This window comes from Nonomuraea sp. NPDC049480, assembly GCF_044465905.1.
GTDB lineage: Bacteria > Actinomycetota > Actinomycetes > Streptosporangiales > Streptosporangiaceae > Nonomuraea.
Window position 1 is genome coordinate 882,582 of record NZ_JBITMD010000002.1, and the last position, 17,965, is coordinate 900,546.

The 17,965-nt window shown below is 71.3% G+C and carries 19 protein-coding genes and 1 tRNA gene; 10 read left to right on the forward strand and 10 right to left on the reverse strand.

Going from position 1 to position 17,965, the window contains the following annotated elements; all coding sequences use genetic code 11:
- Positions 1-42: 42 nt before the first annotated feature.
- Together nhaA and ACIBX3_RS09495 are read left to right on the forward strand one after the other, a co-directional pair.
- Positions 43-1,839, forward strand: a complete 1,797-nt coding sequence (gene nhaA, locus ACIBX3_RS09490) for a Na+/H+ antiporter NhaA (protein WP_397114907.1) — start codon at positions 43-45, stop codon at positions 1,837-1,839.
- A gap of 38 nt (positions 1,840-1,877) precedes the next feature.
- Positions 1,878-2,333: a hypothetical protein gene (locus tag ACIBX3_RS09495; RefSeq protein ID WP_397114909.1), complete on the forward strand. Its 456-nt coding sequence runs from the start codon at positions 1,878-1,880 to the stop codon at positions 2,331-2,333.
- A 4-nt stretch (positions 2,334-2,337) separates the two neighbouring features.
- On the opposite strand, the gene ACIBX3_RS09500 is transcribed toward ACIBX3_RS09495, so the two are convergent.
- Entirely contained in the window at positions 2,338-3,108 is a 771-nt protein-coding gene (locus ACIBX3_RS09500; protein ID WP_397114911.1) for an SDR family oxidoreductase, read from the reverse strand.
- Between the two features lie 64 nt (positions 3,109-3,172).
- Between ACIBX3_RS09500 and ACIBX3_RS09505 the strand changes: the two genes are divergently transcribed.
- Positions 3,173-3,538, forward strand: a complete 366-nt coding sequence (locus ACIBX3_RS09505) for a hypothetical protein (protein WP_397114913.1) — start codon at positions 3,173-3,175, stop codon at positions 3,536-3,538.
- Here the strand turns inward: ACIBX3_RS09505 and ACIBX3_RS09510 are convergent.
- Entirely contained in the window at positions 3,516-3,968 is a 453-nt protein-coding gene (locus ACIBX3_RS09510; protein WP_397114915.1) for a hypothetical protein, read from the reverse strand. The two genes, ACIBX3_RS09505 and ACIBX3_RS09510, sit on opposite strands and share 23 nt — an antisense overlap.
- Positions 3,969-4,014: 46 nt before the next feature.
- Here ACIBX3_RS09510 and ACIBX3_RS09515 point away from each other — a divergent pair, with 46 nt between their 5' ends.
- From ACIBX3_RS09515 to ACIBX3_RS09540, 6 genes are all read left to right on the forward strand, one after another.
- On the forward strand, positions 4,015-4,992 hold the full coding sequence (locus tag ACIBX3_RS09515; RefSeq protein ID WP_397114917.1) for a helix-turn-helix transcriptional regulator: 978 nt from the start codon (positions 4,015-4,017) through the stop codon (positions 4,990-4,992).
- Between the two features lie 196 nt (positions 4,993-5,188).
- Positions 5,189-6,460, forward strand: a complete 1,272-nt coding sequence (locus tag ACIBX3_RS09520; protein WP_397114919.1) for a PHB depolymerase family esterase — start codon at positions 5,189-5,191, stop codon at positions 6,458-6,460.
- A 192-nt stretch (positions 6,461-6,652) separates the two neighbouring features.
- Positions 6,653-10,498, forward strand: coding sequence for a S8 family serine peptidase (locus ACIBX3_RS09525; protein WP_397114921.1), 3,846 nt, complete (start codon positions 6,653-6,655; stop codon positions 10,496-10,498).
- 377 nt (positions 10,499-10,875) lie between these two features.
- Positions 10,876-11,925, forward strand: a complete 1,050-nt coding sequence (locus ACIBX3_RS09530) for a glycosyltransferase family 2 protein (protein ID WP_397114923.1) — start codon at positions 10,876-10,878, stop codon at positions 11,923-11,925.
- A 104-nt stretch (positions 11,926-12,029) separates the two neighbouring features.
- Positions 12,030-12,224, forward strand: coding sequence for a zinc-binding dehydrogenase (locus ACIBX3_RS09535; protein ID WP_397115036.1), 195 nt, complete (start codon positions 12,030-12,032; stop codon positions 12,222-12,224).
- A gap of 115 nt (positions 12,225-12,339) precedes the next feature.
- Entirely contained in the window at positions 12,340-12,444 is a 105-nt protein-coding gene (locus ACIBX3_RS09540) for a zinc-binding dehydrogenase (RefSeq protein WP_397114925.1), read from the forward strand.
- 38 nt (positions 12,445-12,482) lie between these two features.
- On the opposite strand, the gene ACIBX3_RS09545 is transcribed toward ACIBX3_RS09540, so the two are convergent.
- Together ACIBX3_RS09545 and ACIBX3_RS09550 are read right to left on the reverse strand one after the other, a co-directional pair.
- A tRNA-Ala gene (locus tag ACIBX3_RS09545) sits at positions 12,483-12,555 on the reverse strand.
- Between the two features lie 66 nt (positions 12,556-12,621).
- Entirely contained in the window at positions 12,622-13,542 is a 921-nt protein-coding gene (locus ACIBX3_RS09550) for a TetR/AcrR family transcriptional regulator C-terminal domain-containing protein (protein ID WP_397114927.1), read from the reverse strand.
- Between the two features lie 154 nt (positions 13,543-13,696).
- Here ACIBX3_RS09550 and ACIBX3_RS09555 point away from each other — a divergent pair, with 154 nt between their 5' ends.
- Positions 13,697-14,482, forward strand: coding sequence for an FAD-dependent monooxygenase (locus tag ACIBX3_RS09555; protein ID WP_397114929.1), 786 nt, complete (start codon positions 13,697-13,699; stop codon positions 14,480-14,482).
- Here the strand turns inward: ACIBX3_RS09555 and ACIBX3_RS09560 are convergent.
- From ACIBX3_RS09560 to nadD, 6 genes are all read right to left on the reverse strand, one after another.
- Entirely contained in the window at positions 14,391-14,732 is a 342-nt protein-coding gene (locus tag ACIBX3_RS09560; RefSeq protein ID WP_397114931.1) for a fumarylacetoacetate hydrolase family protein, read from the reverse strand. The two genes, ACIBX3_RS09555 and ACIBX3_RS09560, sit on opposite strands and share 92 nt — an antisense overlap.
- Positions 14,733-14,767: 35 nt before the next feature.
- Positions 14,768-15,697 carry an MBL fold metallo-hydrolase gene (locus ACIBX3_RS09565; RefSeq protein ID WP_397114933.1) on the reverse strand — a complete coding sequence of 310 codons (930 nt, stop codon included), beginning with the start codon at positions 15,695-15,697 and terminating at the stop codon, positions 14,768-14,770.
- Positions 15,698-15,765: 68 nt separating this feature from the next.
- On the reverse strand, positions 15,766-16,146 hold the full coding sequence (locus tag ACIBX3_RS09570) for a LysR family transcriptional regulator (RefSeq protein ID WP_397114935.1): 381 nt from the start codon (positions 16,144-16,146) through the stop codon (positions 15,766-15,768).
- A 109-nt stretch (positions 16,147-16,255) separates the two neighbouring features.
- On the reverse strand, positions 16,256-16,885 hold the full coding sequence (locus ACIBX3_RS09575) for a histidine phosphatase family protein (RefSeq protein ID WP_397114937.1): 630 nt from the start codon (positions 16,883-16,885) through the stop codon (positions 16,256-16,258).
- A complete protein-coding gene (rsfS, locus tag ACIBX3_RS09580; protein ID WP_397114939.1) occupies positions 16,882-17,277 on the reverse strand; it encodes a ribosome silencing factor in 396 nt (131 codons plus the stop codon). Before rsfS ends, ACIBX3_RS09575 begins: the two co-directional genes overlap by 4 nt.
- A 91-nt stretch (positions 17,278-17,368) precedes the next feature.
- The gene (nadD, locus tag ACIBX3_RS09585) at positions 17,369-17,959 is read right to left on the reverse strand and encodes a nicotinate-nucleotide adenylyltransferase (protein ID WP_397114941.1); all 591 of its coding nucleotides are present in this window, start codon (positions 17,957-17,959) and stop codon (positions 17,369-17,371) included.
- Between the last annotated feature and the right edge of the window lie 6 nt (positions 17,960-17,965).

Here is a 17,965-nt window from a genome sequence, read left to right on the forward strand (position 1 = left end):
GAGCCGCCCCTCTAGGATCGGATCCCCGGGGGGAGATCCGAAATGTTGCGCGCCTTCTTGAGGACCGAGGCCGGCAGCACCAGCGCGCTGCTCGTGGCCACCGTCCTGGCCCTGCTCTGGGCGAACTCGCCCTGGGGAGACACCTACGAGGCCTTCTGGCACACGCCGATGGGCATCTCGTTCGGCGACGCCGTCTTCTCCCTGGACCTGCGGCACTGGGTCAACGACGGCCTCATGACGCTGTTCTTCTTCCTCATCGGGCTCGAGGTCTCCTATGAGGTGCGGCTCGGGCAGTTGCGGGACCGGCGGCTGATCGCGGTGCCGGCGGTGGCGGCGCTCGGCGGGATGCTGGTGCCGGCCGGCGTCTACCTGCTGCTCAACGCGGGCGGCCCGGGCGCAGGCGGGTGGGGCGTGCCGATCGCCACCGACACCGCCTTCGTCCTGGGCCTGCTCGCCGTGGCCGGTGCGCGGTGCCCCGATCCGCTGCGGGTGTTCCTGCTGACGCTGGCCATCGTGGACGACGTGCTGGCCATCGCGATCATCGCGCTGTTCTACACGGCCAGCCTGTCCGTTCCCGCCCTCCTCGCCGCCGTCGCGCTGCTGGCGGCCATCATGACGTTGCGGTGGTTGCGGATCTGGCGGGCGCCGGCGTACATCGTGCTGGGGTTCGCGCTCTGGGTGGCCACGCTGGAGAGCGGGGTTCATCCCACGCTCGTCGGCATCGCGCTGGGCGTCCTGGTCTTCGTGTACGCCCCCAGCGACCAGAAGCTGCTGCTCGCCGGCGAGGCTATGCAGGAGTTCACGAACGAGCCCAGCGCCCGGGCGGCCAGGGAGGCCACACGGCGGGTCCAGCACGCCGTCTCCGTGAACGAGCGGCTGCAGCTGCGGCTGCACCCGTGGAGCAGTTACGTGATCGTTCCGGTGTTCGCGCTGGCGAACGCCGGCGTGCGGCTGGACGGCGAGACCCTCCGGGCGGCGCTCACCTCACCGGTGGCCATCGGCGTGGCGCTCGGGCTGGTGCTCGGGAAGTTCGTCGGCATCTCGCTCGGCACGTGGCTGCCGCTCAGGCTCAGGTGGGGCATCCTGCCGGGGAATCTGGTGTGGGGGCAGTTGCTGGGCGGGGCGGCCGTGTCGGGGATCGGGTTCACGGTGGCGCTGTTCATCGTGGACCTGGCCTTCAAGGACACGGCGATCCACGATCAGGCGAAGATAGGGATCCTGGCGGGGTCGCTGCTGTCGGCCGCGCTCGGGTGGATGATCTTCCGGTTGGCGTGGGACCGGGGCGGGGTCTGCGCACCGCCGGAGGCCGAACCCGGCGAGGAGCTGCCCGTGCTCCTGTCCGTGCCCGTGGGGCCTGAAGATCACGTGCGGGGGCCGGAGAACGCCGAGATCACGATCGTCGAGTACGGCGACTTCGAGTGCCCGTACTGCGGCCGCCTCCATCCGGTCCTGGAGGAGCTGCGCAGGAAGAACCCCGACGTGCGGATGGTGTTCCGGCACTTCCCGCTCCGAACCCTGCACCCCCGGGCCGCGTCCGCCGCGATCGTGGCCGAGGCCGCGGCCGATCAGGACAGGTTCTGGGAGATGCACGACGTCCTTTACGACAACCAGCGCTTCCTCACCGACGGCGACCTCGAGCATTACGCCGCCCAACTGGATGTCGAGCCCTGGTCGGACGTGCCCGGGCACGTCTCCAGGATCGCCCTGGACGAGGCGTCGGGCCGCGACAGCGGCGTGCGGGGCACCCCCACCCTCTTCCTGAACGGCGTCCGCTACGAGGGCCCGCTGGACCTGGACTCGATCGCCCGGGCGGTGGCAGAACGACGCGGATCCCCGTAGCGTCAGCCAGAACCCCCTCTCACAGCCGGAGTTCCTTGATGATCGAAACGACGTTCTTGCGATTCGTCGGCCTCGTCGGCCTTGCTCTCCTGGGCATTCTGCTGGTCGTCGGCATCGTCCTCATGGCGGCGCGGCGGCGCGACCACGGACGGGCGGCGGTCGTCGGGATCCTGGGCTGCGTGGTGCTTCTGCTGGGCGTGGTGTTCAACGCCCTGCAGGGCTTCGTGATCGACCTGCTGATCCCGCTTCTCGAGATCGGGCCTTCGTACGCCGTCGCGAGCCTGATCTCCTTCGGGTTCAGCATCATCGGCACGGGACTGCTGATCTTCGCCGTGATCGCCCGGCGCGACCCGCGGCAGCCCGCACCGGCACACGGGTCGGAGTGGCAGCAACCGCCGCAGCAGCAGCAGCCCGGGTGGGGGCAGCCGCCGCAGCCGCCCCAGCAGCAGCCCGGCTGGCAGCAGCAGCAGCGCCCGCCCTTCGGCGAAGGCTGAGCCGCTACGTTCCCCTGAGGTATTCACCCCAGGTGATCTCCCCGGCCGGCTGGGCCTTCGTGGTGAGGTGGCCGGCGCGGAACGCCCTGCCCAGCGTGCCGGGCAGCCGCACGCGCAGCACCCACCGGCGCAGCCCGCGGGCCCGCAGCCAGCGCTCCGCGGCCTGCGCCATCGTCATCACCTCAGGACCGCCGAAGTTCTCGATCTCCTGGCCGGGCCCGCGCTCGACCAGGGAACCGAGGTGCCGGGCCACGTCCCTGACGTCCACCGGCTGCGCCGGCACGCCCGGATCGGCGACCACCACGCCGAGCCTCGCCATCCCGCGCAGCGCCTGCTCGACGAACTCGTGGAACTGCGTGGCCCGCAGGATCGTCCACGGCACCCCGCCGTCCCGGATCAGCCGCTCGGCCCGGACCTTCGTGCGGAAATATCCCCAGGGCACCTGGTCCGCGCCCACGATCGAGGTGTAGACGACGTGGCGCACACCGGCCTCGCGGGCCGCCGTGAGCAGCGCCGACGTGCCGTCGAGCTCCACCCGGCGCGTGTAGCGGCCCTTGTACGGCGCAGAGGCCAGGTGCACGATCGCGTCCGCCCCGGCCACGGCCTCGGCCAGTCCCCGGCCCGTGGTCAGGTCCGCCACGACCCATCGCACGCGGCCGGCCGGGCCGCGTGGGGACCGGCTGGTGGCCCGTACCTCGTACCCGGCCTCGACCAGCCGCTCCAACACGGCGCGGCCGAGCCGGCCGCTGCCCCCCGTCACGAGTACAGATGTCATGCCACCTGGACGGGACAGCCCTCGCAAGTGTGACAATGTTCGCGGAAGCCCGACACTCCGCAGCGTGCTCGAGGGGATCATGAACCCAGACCAGCCCGGCCGGCAGGAACCGGATCAGAACCAGACGATCCAGCACCGCTTCCCCCAGCCCACGCAGCCGCCGCGGCCGGCCCCGCACCAGCAGGACCCGCCCGAGCCGCTCTCCACGCAGCGCCTGCCGTACACACCGGACATGCTCCCCGACGTCTCCCACTACGAGACCAAGCCGCCGAAGTCGGCCTGGTGGTGGGTGATCCTGGTGGGCGGGTTGCTGCTGCTGATCGCGGCCCTGGCCGTGGCCGCGGTCCTGTGGGTGCGCAGCACCGCCGGCGTGGCCCCGTCCGGCACGCCGCGCGCCCTGGAGACCGTCACGCTCGCGTCAGGTCCATGATCCAGTTCGTCTCCCAGGTCTTCCCGCCGTCCGCCGAGAACGCCTGCTCCCAGCGGGCGGTGTCCGGGCCGATGACCGTCCAGACGAACCGGCACGGCACCCGCCTGTCGTCGCAGGTCTCCTCACCGTAGAACTCCCCCCGGCCCCCTTCGAACGCGCCCACCATGGGAGCGGTGTCGAGCACGCCGCGCGTGCTGCTGGCCCAGTAGATGGACCACTGCCGCGTCTCCGGGTTGTACACGCGCACGGTCAGTCCCTTGAACCCCTTGGCCGGGAAGGCGACCTCGTCGAAGCTGGCCGCCCCGTCGAAGTGCCGGGTGGCCACCGACTGGCCGGAGAACTCGTCCCATTCGTCGCTTCCGGTGAGTGGCTTCACGAGGCGGCGGCTGGCGACGTCCCAGCGGCCGGCGAGAAAGTCGAAGTCGTTCATGCGGCCGAACGTATGCCAGGGTCACTGACAGGTAGTGTCAGCGTATATGCGCGCTTCTCGCCTGGTTTCGATCCTGCTGCTCCTGCAGACGCGCGGCCGGATGACCGCGCGGGAGCTGGCCGACCGGCTCGAGGTCTCGGTACGCACGATCTACCGCGACGCCGAGTCGCTCCACGCGGCCGGCATCCCCCTGTACGGCGACGCGGGCCCGAAGGGCGGCTACCAGCTGCTCGACGGCTACCGCACCCGGCTGACCGGCCTGACCGCGGACGAGGCCGAGTCGCTGTTCCTGGCCGGACTGCCTGGTCCCGCCGCCGAGCTGGGCCTGGGCGCGGTGGTGACGGCCGCGCAGCTCAAGCTGATGGCCGCGCTGCCGGTCGAGCTGCGCGACCGGGCCGGGCGCATCCAGGAGCGCTTCCACCTCGACGCGCCCACGTGGTACCGGGATCGGGAGCCGGTCATGTACCTGCCGGCCGTGGCCGACGCCGTCTGGAACGAGCGCCGCATCCAGGTCAGGTATCGGCGGTGGAAGGCGCCGCAGGAGGTGGAGCGGCGGCTGGACCCGTACGGGCTGGTCGTCAAGGCGGGGCGGTGGTATCTCGTGGCGAGGGCGGGCGAGGACGTACGCACCTACCGCGTCTCCCAGATCCTCGACCTGCACGCGCTCGACGAGGGGTTCGCCCGGCCGGAGGGCTTCGACCTGGCGGCGTACTGGGAGGACTACCTGGCCGCGTTCGAGGCCAGGCTGCAGCGGGGCGAGGCGGTCGTCCGGCTGTCGCCGCGCGGGCTGGAGCGGCTGGCCGATCTCATGACGCCGGGCGTCGTGGCCGCGGCGCGGGAGACGGCGGGGCCGCCCGACGGGGAGGGCTGGACGCGGGTCACGGTGCCGATCGAGTCGGTCGAGCACGCGCTGGCCGAGTTCCTGCGGCTGGGCGTGGATGCCGAGGTGCTGGCGCCGGGCGAGCTGCGCGACCGGCTGGCCGCCACGGCGAAGGTGCTCGCCGAGCGCTACGGGAGCGGCTGATCACCCCGATTGTGGGGATATGCCACCGCCGCCGCTTGAGGACGACCGTTCGCCGAAAGTTTCACACCGCTCGCCGCTAGATCCATACCCAGCAGCAGGTCAGAGGGGGACACTCGCCGGGACTCCACCAGGCACATTGTCATGGTGAAACTTTCACTACACACTCGCAATATTTCAGGCGAACGAGAGGAGTCCCATGAAGGTGACAGCTCGCATCGCAGGCGCCGTGATCGCCGCGGTGACGCTGGTCATCGCGGGCCTGATCGCGGCCCCGCCGGCCGCCTCGGCCCAGCTGACGGAGGTGACCAATTTCGGTACCAACCCCACTAACCTACGCATGCACTTATACGTCCCCGACGGCGTCCCCGCCCGCCCGGCGCTGCTCGTGGCCGTCCACTACTGCACCGGATCCGGCCCGGCCTTCTACTCGGGCACGGAGTTCGCCGCGCTGGCCGACCAGCACAAGTACATCGTGATCTACCCGTCGGCGACCAGGAGCGGCTCCTGCTTCGACGTCTCATCGCCGCAGGCGCTGCGGCACGACGGCGGCAGCGACCCGGTGGGCATCGTCTCCATGGTCAGGTACGTCCAGCAGCGCTACAACACCGACCCCGACCGCACCTACGTCACGGGCGCGTCCTCCGGCGCCATGATGACGAACGTGCTGCTGGGCGCCTACCCCGACGTGTTCAAGGCGGGGGCGGCGTTCGCGGGCGTGCCGTTCGGCTGCTTCGCCACCACCGACGGGTCGAGCTGGAACAGCCAGTGCGCCAACGGCCAGCGCATCATGACCCCGCAGCAGTGGGGCGACCTGGTACGCGCCGCGTACCCCGGCTACAGCGGTCCGCGCCCGCGCATGCAGATCTGGCACGGCACCGAGGACTCCACGCTGCGCTACCCGAACTTCCAGGAGCAGATCAAGCAGTGGACCGACGTCCACGGCCTGAGCCAGACCCCGAGCCTCACCGATCAGCCCCGGTCCGGCTGGACGAGGACCAGGTACGGCGGCACCGGCACGACCGTCCCGGTCGAGGCCATCAGCCTCCAGGGGGTCGGGCACAGCCTGCCCATGGGCGGCATGGCCGCCATGACGATCGCGTTCCTCGGCCTCAACACCGGGGGCGGCGACCCGTCGCAGACGCCGACTCCGCGGCCGGGAGCGTGCCGGGTCACGTACTCGATGAACACGTGGAACACCGGCTTCACCGCCACCGTCACGATCACCAACACGGGCACGGCGCAGCTCTCCTCATGGTCGCTGGCCTTCGCGCTGCCCGCCGGCCAGACAGTCACCTCCGCGTGGAACGCGACCGTCTCCCCCAATTCCGGACAGGTCACGGCCAGGAACGCGAGCTACAACGGCGCCCTCGCGCCGGGCGGCTCCACCCAGTTCGGCTTCCAAGCCACCCACAACGGCAACACGTCCCAGCCGGGCGCCTTCACACTCAACGGCGCCGCCTGCACCTGACACCGCCGATCCCGGGCGGTGCGCGGAGCCGGACACCCGGTTGCGACGCTTCTCAGGGCCGGGCCGATCGCGGCCCGGCCCTTTCGCATGCCGACAGCTGCGATTGATCTGATCATTTGATGATATAAGGCCTTTTGAAAGATATGGGAGCGCTCCCGAGCGAGCGCCCTGATCGCAGCTGAAAGGCATGTTTTGTCCCCTTTACAAATCCGGCGCACGGCTTCACGAACCCGGCGCGCGGCTTTACGGACCCGGCTCGCGGCGACCTCGTCGGTCATCGCACTCGTCCTCGCCGCCGGCACCGCGCCCAGCGCCGCCACGCCGCTCCACCGAGCGGTACCCATCGCCACCGCAGCCGCTGAGACCCAGCCCGCCGGTGCCGCCGCCACCCTGACCCTCATCACCGGGGACGTGGTCGACTACCGGCCGGCCGTCCAGGGCGGCGCTCCCTCGGTCGCCATCAGGCCGGCGCCCAGGCCGGACGGCGCCACGGTCACGTTCGCCACGCTGCCCAGCAGGGACGGCGGCTATCTCGTCCTGCCGTCGGACGCCGCCTCCATGATCGCCGCCGGAGCCCTGGACGAGGAGCTGTTCGACGTCGAGACCCTGGCCCGCGACCAGCGGACCACGACGATCCCGCTGATCGTCACGTACGCCGGCGAACAGCCGCTCGCACGGGCCGCCGACGCCCTCCCGGCCGGCGAGAACGTACGCCCGCTCGCCAGCGTCAACGGCGCCGCCGTCACCGTTCCCGCGGACCGGGCGGACGACTTCTGGGCCGGGCTCCGTACCGCCAGGACCGCGTCCGGCATCGCCAAGATCTGGCTGGACCGCAAGACGGAGGCGTCACTCGACCGCAGCGTTCCGCTGATCGGCGCACCCACCGCCTGGGAGCGGGGCTACGACGGCAAGGGCGTCAAGGTGGCCGTGCTCGACACCGGCATCGACGTCGCCCACGGGGACTTCGCCGGGCGCATCCAGGCCACCGAGAACTTCTCCGACGCCCCCGGCATCGCCGACAGGCTCGGCCACGGCACGCACGTCGCCTCGACGATCGCGGGCGCCGGGGAGAAGTACCGGGGCGTCGCGCCGGCCGCGTCCCTGCTGGTCGGCAAGGTGCTCGGCGACAACGGCCGCGGCAACTGGTCGTGGGCGATCGCCGGCATGGAGTGGGCCGCCGGGCAGGGCGCCGACGTGGTCAACATGAGCCTCGGCAGCTGCTGCGGCGACGGCACCGACCCCATGAGCCAGGCGCTCAACGAGCTGACGAAGAAGCACGGCACGCTCTTCGTCACGGCGGCGGGCAACGAGTCGGACCCGCTCACCGTCAGCGTCCCGGCCGCGGCCGACGAGGCGCTCGCCGTGGGCGCCGTGGACAAGATCTCGGGTACGACCCTCGGCGACTTCTCCAGCAGGGGCCCCAGGCTTGGGGACGCCGCCGTCAAGCCCAACATCGTCGCCCCCGGCGTGGACATCGTGGCCGCCCGCTCGGCCGACTCCAACGTGCCCCCGGCGCCCGGGGACGACCGTTACACCGCCAACAGCGGCACGTCGATGGCCACCCCGCATGTGGCGGGCGCGGCCGCGATCCTGGCCCAGCGGCACCCGGACTGGCGGGCGGGCGAGTTGCGCGACGCGCTGACCTCCACGGCGGAGCGCAATGACGCGCACAACTGGTTCGAGCAGGGCAGCGGCCGGGTGAACGTGGCCCGCGCGGTCGGGCAGTCGGTCTTCGCGAGCTCGGTGGTCGACTTCCACGTCCTCGGCAAGTCCCCCGCCACCCGGCAGATCACGTACCGCAACACCGGCGCCGAGCCGGTCACGCTGTCCCTCTCCCTCGTGACCCGCGGCTGGAGCGGCAAGCCCGCCCCCGCCAAGGCGGTCGCCCTCGGCGCGGACAACGTCACGGTCCCCGCGAACGGCACCGCGACCGTGGACCTCAAGGTGGACCCGAAGGCGGGACCGATCGGCGCGTACGGCGGCTGGGTGACGGCCGGCCGCGGCGACGACGTGCGACTGGTGACGCCGTTCAGCTACTACACGGGCCCGGCCACGCACCGGCTCGGGGTGTCGCTGGTCAACTCGTACGGGACCAAGGAGTTCTTCCCCGGTTACCAGGCCGAGCCGATCGTGTACGCGATCCCGCTGAAGCGGCCGAACAGCCCCGAGGACCCGTTCAATCCGTACGGGTACTACTACCTGCGCACGGACTTCGCGGGGAACGGCGAGTTCGCGCTGCCGGCGGGCGACTACGAGCTGATCGGCGTCGTCGTCGAGAACCGGATCAGCAACCGCAACAGCTGGGTGATCGAGAACGTCACCCTGGACGCGGACGAGACGGTCACCTTGGACGCCCGCAAGACGGTGCCCATCAGGCCGGACGCCCCGAAGGCGGCGGACGGAGGCGGGCAGGCGTACTACGTGCGCACGTTCACGGATCGCAACCTGCCCGTCTCCGTGTACGGGGGCTCGGTCGGCGGCGGCCACGACCTCTATGTCACGCCGGTCGCCTCCCCCAAGGCCGGCAGGATGCGGCTGTCGCACCAGTGGAACCTTGAGCCTCCGGTCCTCGTGTCCGCGACGGCCGGGCCGGTCGGTTTGCGGCCGGCGTACGACATGGATGCCCTGCGCTCGCTCACATCCGTCACGACATATCCCGTTGTTTTCGTCGGCCGGGGTCGCCCGGAGGACTTCAACGGGCTGGACGTGACGGGCAAGGTCGTCCTGGCCGGCATCCCGGTGGAGGACGGGGACAGGCCGTACGTCACCGCGAGCGCCAGAATGGACGACGCCGCCCTGAACGCCGCCCGGCGGGGAGCGGCGGGCATCCTCGGCTACCTGGACGCCGACGGCGGGCGGGCACGGGTGCCCGCGGGCGGCGCGGCGTTCCTGCGGCTGGGCCTGCCCGCCGCCGAGGGCCGCGCCGTACGTGCCGCGCTCGAGAAGAGGGCCGTCGCCCTGCGGCTGGAGCCCTACACGGGCCCGGACGTGACTTACCACCTGCGCTTCGACCAGCGCGGCCGGGTGCCCGTCAAGCCGGTCAAGGTCGGCCTGGGCGATCTGGCGCGGATCGACGCGACGTACCACGCCGACCAGCCCGACACCAGCGGCTGGGAGTACGGGGAGTCGACGGCCGGCGAGGAGCCCGGGCGCATGACGTACGGCGGGTCGCTGCGGATGCCGGTGGCCCGCACCGAGTACTTCGGTCCGGTCTCCGACGACGTGACCTGGTCGCGCACGATCACGAACCACGGGCTGGACCTGCGCTCGGACGACCGGTTCACGCGGCGCGACCGGCGGCTGACCGAGCGGTGGTTCAAGGCGCCGCTGGTGCCGGGCGCCGCGGACCTGCCGGCCGGGTATCCCGCCGAGGTGCCGTGCGCGTTGTGCCGGGACGGGGATCGGTTCGTGCCCGCCGAGCAGTGGCGGGACTCCGATCCGCGCCACTACAGCGGGCTGGGCCCGTTCACGTCGGCTCCCCGGCTGTTCGCGGGCGATCAGGAGGTGGCGGTGCAGGGGCGGCGGCCCAGATCGTTCCCCGTTCCGGGGGCGGCGGGACCGTACCGGCTGGAGGCGGTGGAAACGACCGAGCGGGCGCTGTCCCGCAAGGTCACCACGGCCTCCCGGTTCACCTCCTCGCCACCTCCGTCGTCGGGCTCGCCCCGCGGCTATGCCTGCACGTTCGGGCCGGGGTGTGCGTTCCAGCCGGCCATCCAGCTCGCGTACGACCTGCCGCTCGACGCACTCAACCGGGCGGCGGCCGGGACCCGCTTCGCCTTCGAGCTGCGGGCCGGCGCGCATGCGGCGGTGCGCCGGGCGCCTGCCGTCAACCGGGTCAAGGTGGAGTACTCGGTCGACGACGGGGCCACCTGGCGTGAGGCGTCCCGGGTCAGGCCGTGGGGCGGCGGGCGCTTCCAGGTACAGCTGATGCACCCGCCGGCCGGGAGCGGTGAGTACGTGTCGCTGCGGGTGACGGCGTCGGACACGGCGGGCGGCTCGGTGACGCAGACGATCGATCGGGCGTACGGGCTGAGGTAGCACGAGCACCGGCGACGGCGACGGCGACGGCGACGGCGACCAGACGTCCTCGGCCGCCGTCGCCGGCACGCACGCCCGGACGCGGGCGTCCGGGCGTGTGTCGCGACCGGACGCCCGCGACACGCGACACTCCTGCGACGCTCCTGGAACCAAGGCCTTTGTCCACAGGACGATTCCGGCACCCGCGCACCATCCACAGAACCCGATTCACCACCACGGCGCCCCTGCTCGGCCCGGCATCCTCGTTGCCGTCAACTCCCCCGCGAGAGGAAGCACGAGATGCCCGGAGGCCCGCCCACGCTCGGGTTCAGCCTGATCGTCTACGCCCTGGTCGGCCTGGTGACCCTGATCACCCTCAAGGTGAGGGGGCGGCGCAGGTGAAGACCCTCACGGTCATCGTCCCCGCCCACAACGAGGAGCACGGCCTCCCGGCGACCCTGCGGTCCATCGCCGCCCAGTCCGTCCCGCCCGAGGAGGTCATCGTCGTCGACGACGGCTCGACGGACCGCACCGGCGAGGTGGCCGCCGCCTACGGGGTGACGGTCCTGCGCCCGCCCCGCAATCTGGGAAGCAAGGCCAAGGCGCAAAACTACGCGCTCCCCCGCTGCCACACCGACCTGGTCCTGGCCGTGGACGCCGACACCGTGCTCGCCCCGGACTACATCGAGCGGATCAAGCCGGCCTTCGACGACCCGGACGTGAGCGTGGCCGCCGGCAACGTGCAAACCCGATTCGCCCGCACCCCGTGGGAGCGCGGCAGATCGACGGAATATCTCTTCGGCTTCCACTGGCACCGCCCCATCCAGCAGCTGGCCGACAGCCCGATGGTCTGCTCGGGCTGCTGCTCGGTGTTCAGACGCACCGCCCTCGCCGCCTTCGGCGGTTTCCCCGAGCGCACCATCGTCGAGGACATGGACTTCACCTGGAGCCAGCAGTCGGAGGGCCGCCGGGCGGTCTACGTGGCCGACGCCGTGGCCTGGGCCGCCGACCCGGAGACCCTCACCTATCTCCGCAAACAGGTGTGGCGCTGGATGGCCGGCTTCATGCAGAACGTCCGCCTCCACCTGCCCCGCCTGCTCACCCGCAAGCCCATGCTGGCCACGTGGATCGTGGTGGCTCTCCTGGAGATCCTCCTGGCCCCGCTGTGGTGGGCCACCCCGCTGATCCTCACGCTCGCCCTGCACGAGCCGGTGGCCGGCACGATGGCCTGGTGGGCCGGCGGCGAGCTGCTGCTCACCGTCCCCGCCCTCCTCTACGCGGCCAGGCGCCGCCGCCTCCCCCTCCACCAGGTCCTGTTCAACCTGCCCTTCGTCTACCTGAACAAGGCCGTGAACCTCTATTACGCCTGGAAGGCGATGGTGGTCGAGCTGATCATGGTTCCCTTGCGCCTGTCCCGCGGCCTCCTCGTGTACGAAAAAGGCCGGTGACCCACCTCACCCCCACCGCATCGAGACCAGGGCATCGGCCGGGTCGGCGGCTCGCCTGATCGCCCACGTGGCCGGACGAGCCCGGCGTCGGCGGGAGCGCGGACCTGGTCCGCTCGCTCGGCGCCGACCACGTCGCCGGCTGCACCAAGGAGGACTTCACCCGCGCCGGACGGCGCTACGACGCGTTGATCGACCTGATCGGCAACCGGACCCTGACCGACTGCAGACGCACGCTGATGCCGAAGGGAACGCTCGTGGCGGCCGGGCCGGGCGACGCCAGTGGATCAGGCCCCTGCTGAGCGTGCTCAAGGTGGTCGTGGCCGGACCGTTCGTGGGCCAGCGGCTGCTGCCCTACCCGTATCGACCGAGCGGCGACCACCTCACCGCGGTGAGCGAGCTCATCGAGCAGGGAAGGTGACAGCGGTCATCGACCGGATCCATCCACTGCGCGAGGCTCCCCTGGCCATCGCTTACGTGGAGGAAGGCCACGCCCACGGCAAGGTCGTCATCACCGTGTAACGCAGAAAACCCCTCCGCGCAGGAGGGGTTTTACCAGGTGGAGCTATGGGGATTCGAACCCCAGACCTCCTCCATGCCATGGAGGCGCGCTACCAACTGCGCCATAGCCCCTGGTCACCGCTACGAGCCCGCTCGTTGCGGCGCTCCGAGAGCATATAGCCATCCGCGTCGATTCGCCTAATCGCGCCGCCCGTCCCGTGCTCTGGCCACCAGCACGGCCAGCCCGTCGAGGTGGCGGTGCAGGCCGAACTCGAAGATGGAGTCCAGGTCCATGTCGAGTCCCGGCTGCGCCACCACCTTGGCCAGGGTCGGGTAGACGCCGGAGGCGAGCACCTCGCCCAGTTCCGCCTCATGGGCCCGCATCCACTCGTCCTCCGTGATCCCGGTCTCCGTCCGCGCCTGCTGCTCTGCCTCCAGGCTCACAGCGGTGCCGCGCACGAAGTTCATGAGCGACGTGGCGGCGTGCAACATGACGCCGGCGTCCAGGCCCAGCCCGTCCACGGCACGCAGGAGGCGGTCGGTGTGGGCCATGCCGTTGCGGACGAACCGGGGCCTGGTCAGGGAGACGGCCTGGGCCAGCCAGGGATGGCGGCGGTGGATGCGCCACTGCTGGCGCAGCACCAGCTCCAGCTGGGGCCGCCAACCGCGTGGCAGCCGCGCGGGCGGGGGGTCCTCGCCGTAGACGGCGTCGGCCATCAGGTGCACGAGCTCCTCCTTTCCTGCCACGTGCCGGTACAGGGACATGGCGGAGGTCTCCAGCTCGGCCGCGATGCGCCGCATCGAGACGGCTGCCAGGCCCTCGCCGTCGGCGATCCGGACGGCGGCTCGCAGGATGCGCTGCCTGGTGAGGTCCTGGGCGGGCCCGCGGACCTGCCCCTCGTGTCCGGCCACCACGGTCCCGACTCCGGGGACGGCCCGCGCCAGCCCTTCGTCCTGGAGCCGGCCGAGCGCCTTGCCGGCGGTCGCCATCGCGACGCCCCACTCCCGCATGATCTGCCGGGTCGAAGGCACCTTGTCGCCGGCCGCCAGCTCCCCGGCCGTGATCCTCCGCCGGATCTCCTCGACGATCCGCAGGTAGGGAGCTTCGCCTCGATTCACACGCCTCCTCCCTCACGTGCCCTAGTGCACCAGCCTCCATCCCACCACATGACCAGCAAGAGTGCACTAGTGCAATGTAACGACATATTGCCTGATAAATGCCGCCATCCTATGGTGCGCGTACGGCGTAAAGTCAGCTCTACCCCAGGGAGTCGTGGGCGCGGACGGTGTCCGTTCCCGGGCCCGCGAGCTGGTCTTCCCGGCAGCGGAGATCCGCCACCTCGGCCTGTACGGCGCGATCTTCTCGGTCCCCGGCACGTACGGCCTGGACCACGAGGGCCTGATGCACAGCGTCCCCGGCCGATGCGCCACGATCATGCGCACGGGCGGCGAGACGAGGGCCGCCCTCGACTTCGCCTCGCCCCCGCTGGCGTACGACCACCGCGACCGGCGCGGCCAGCGCGAGCTGATCGCGACCGCATTCGACGGGCTGGGCTGGGAGATCCCGTCCCTGCTGAGGGAGATGCGGACGGCGGAGGACTTCTACTTCGCCCCCGCCGCCCAGGTCGTCTTGCCGCGGTACGCCTCCGGCCGCGTGGTCCTGCTGGGCGACGCGGCCCACGCCCCGGGGCCGGGCGGGATGGGCTCGGGCCTGGCCCTGATCGGCGCGTACGTGCTGGCCGGCGAGCTGGCGGCGGCGCCCGACCACCACACCGCCTTCGCCCGCTACGAGCGCGAGCTGCGGCCCCACGTCGAGCCGTGCCGGAAACAGGCACAGGGGGCGGCCGGGTACCTGGTCCCCCGGAAGAGAGCCCAGATCTGGCGCCGCAACCAGATCATGCGCCTCCTGTCCCACCTGCCGGGGAAGAACCTCATCAACCGGTTGACGGTGCCGAGCCCCATAGCGCTCAAGGACTACGCCGCGCCCCCAGATCGCCGGGAACAGGCTCCGGCCCCTCGACGACCCGCGACCGCTGCACACCCAGCTGATCCACGCTGATCGTCACCGTGTCCCCGGCCCGGCAGGGCTCCGTCTCGGCGAGCTGGATGTCGCGTGCCGACCAGTCGTTCATGAGCACGCATCCGGCGATGCACGAGGCGGCCTCCGCGACCGTCAGGTCCCGCCCGCCGCGCCCGATCGCCGCCGCCGCCTCCGGCTCGAAGTCGAACACCGTGCACCTGGGCGGCACCGGCACGTCGTCGGACGGCCCGAGCACGGTCCTCGGAGACCACCAGCCCCGCGTGGTCACCGTCGCCGGCCGAGTACGTCACGAATCGCATCGCTTCACACCACCGTCGGGAAGGGGCCGTGGTTCCAGGCCACGGCGTCGGTGAACGCGGCCACGAGATCCACTTCGCCGCCCGCGGCCTCCGCGTAGGCGCGGTGCAAATTGAGCACCACCCGCTCGGCGTCCGGCCATCCCTCGAAGTCGCCCAGGTCGGCGCGCCGGGCCGCGTCCAGCGGGCTGAGCCCGCGCTCGCGCCCGGCCCGCGCGGTCTCCAGCACGAAACGGTAGTAGCGCTCGTGCGCGGCCAGGATGTCCGGCAGGTCGTCCGCGACGGCCAGTGGCCCGTGCCCGGGCACGATGTGCTCGGGCTCGAGGTCGGCCAGCCAGTCCAGCGAGCGCAGCGCCCCCTCGGCCGATCCCATCAGCACGAGCGGCGTCACCCCGTGGAAGAGCAGGTCGCCGGCGAACAACACACGTTCCTCCGGCAGCCACGCGACCACGTCGCCGGCCGTGTGCGCGGGATGGCCGGGATGGAGCAGGTCGATCCGCCGCCCGCTGCTGTAGATCGTCAGTTCGGAGCGGAACACGAGCGACGGCGGCCGCCGCGTCACCGCGCCCCAGTCGGGCACCGGCGACCAGAACGGCGGGCAGCCGTCGATGACGAAGTCCGCCAGCACCCCCGCGCGCACGCTCTCGTGGCTGATGATCACGGCCTGTTCGGGCAGCAGGCAGTTGCCGTAGGTGTGGTCGCCGTGCTGATGGGTGTTCACCGCGGCCCGCACAGGCGCGTCCCCGGTGGTCTCGGCGACCGCCTCCAGGAACCGGCGCGTGCGCTCCTCGGTGGCGCACGTGTCGATGACGACGGTCCCCTCGTCGCCGGCCACCGCACCGGCGTTGTTGACCCACCAGGTGCCGTCCGGCTGCACCCAGGCGTACACCCCTGGCACGACCTGGCGCAGCGCGGCCTCCAGAACTGTCTTCCCCATGACCTATCCCCCTTGTCCGTGCGCAGACTCCACCACGGAACGCGGCGAGGGATCATCAGCCAGAAAAGTTACGATCCGCCCAGCGGCCGGGCGGCACGCCGGAACGCGGCCACGCCCGGCCGGTCGTCGGACTCCCGGGTCGCGATCGCCGCCGCGCACGTGGGCCCCTCCACGGGCACGTAGCGCAGGTCCGGGTGCGCCCCGTCGTGCGGCGCGTCGGCGCGCGCCACCTCCGCGAGCCCGTCCACCGCCGCCAGCACCCTGCGAGCCTCGGCGACCAGCCGCTCCCCCGCCGGCGTCAGCGCGACCCGCCGGCTCGTACGCTCGAACAAGCGCTTGCCGACCTCTCGTTCGAGCTGCCGGATGTGCCGCCCGAACGGCTGGGGCGCGGATGAAATGCCGCCGCGCGGCGCGACCGAAATGCAGCTCCTCGGCGAGCGTGACCGCATAACGCAATGACCGGATCTCCATCGGCGAACCTCTCCGACCCCGGATGTCTGTCGCCGATCTATTCGAACGAGACCGCCTGCCGTACGGCCCCCGAGCCGTACGGAATCGTCATGCCTCGGCGTCCGGCCTGTCGTCGCTGTTGACGGGCTCGGGCAGGGTGCCGGCGTTGTGCTCCAGCAGCCGCCAGCCCTTGCGCCCCTCCTGCAGGACGGACCAGGAGCAGTTGCCCAGGCCGCCGAGCGCCGGCCACAGCTCCTCGGGCAGCCCGAGCAGCTCGCAGATGCCCAGCCGCAGCGCGGCGCCGTGCGAGGCCACCACCAGCAGGCCTTCGCCGTCCAGCCGGGCCGCCCACCGGCGCATGGCGGCCGCCACCCGGGCGGCGACATCCGTGACCGGCTCGCCGTCCGGAGCCTCCCAGGCGGCGTACTCCTCGGGCCAGCGCGCGGCGATCTCCTCCCGCGTCAGCCCCTCCCACTGGCCGCCTCCGCGCTCGCGGAAGTCCTTGTCGACGGCCACGTCGAGCCCGACGACACGCCCGAGCGCGAGCGCGGTGTCATTGGCCCGTTGCAGGTCGGAGGAGACGATGAGGGTGGGCCTGAGGGAGGCCAGGAGTGACGCGGCCCGCGCGGCCTGCGCGACGCCGGTCTCATCGAGCGGGATGTCGGAATGTCCTTGGAACCGCTGCTCAACGTTCCACAGAGTCTGCCCATGACGCAGACACACAATGCGCTTGCTCAAGTGCGCGCCCGCTGGAGGTTGGCCTGCATGACGCTCTCCGGCAGCGAGATCGCCGGGCAGTCCTTCCACAGGCGCTCGAGCGCGTAGAACGTACGGTCCTCCTCGTGCTGGACGTGCACGACGATGTCGATGTAGTCGAGCAGCACCCAGCGGCCCTCGCGCTCGCCCTCGCGGCGCACAGGCTTGGCATCCGCCACGGTGCGCAGCCGCTCCTCGATCTCGTCGACGATGGCGCGGACCTGGCGGTCATTTGTGGCGGAGCAGAGCAGGAAGGCGTCGGTGATGACGAGCTGCTCGCTCACGTCGTAGGCGAGGATGTCATCGGCCAGCTTGTCGGCCGCGGCCTCCGCGGCGATGCGCACGAGCTGGACGGATCTGTCAGATGCGGTCACGATGCGGGTCTGTCCTCCTGTGTCGGCAGCATGCCCATATGTTGAGGGTACCCTTCTGGGCCGAAACCCCTCACGTATGGCGCGGAGCCCTTCACCCGTGGGCGTGATACAGGCCCCGTTTGTTGATGTACTGCACGATTCCGTCGGGCACCAGATACCAAATCGGCTCCCCCTTGGCCACTCGCTGGCGGCATTCCGACGAGGAGATGGACAGAGCGGGAATTTCCAGCAACGTCACCCGGCCCTCGGGCAATCCCGGGTCGTGCAGCGTGTGCCCGGGGCGCGTGCAGCCGACGAAGTGGGCCAGTTCGAACAGCTCGTCGGCGTTCTGCCAGTCCAGAATTGCCCCGAGCGCGTCGGCGCCGGTGATGAAGTAGAGCTCCACCTCCGGACCGTAGATCTCCGCGATATCGCGCAACGTGTCGATGGTGAAGGTCGGCCCGGGCCGGTCCACGTCCACCCGGCTCACGGAGAACCGCGGATTCGAAGCGGTCGCGATGACCGTCATCAGATAGCGGTCCTCGGGCGCCGACACCTCGCGCCCCGACTTCTGATACGGCCGGCCCGTCGGAACGAAGACGACCTCATCAAGCTGGAAGTGGTGGGCCACCTCACTGGCCGCGACCAGGTGCCCGTGGTGGATGGGATCGAACGTCCCACCCATCACTCCGACTCGCCGCATCCCTTG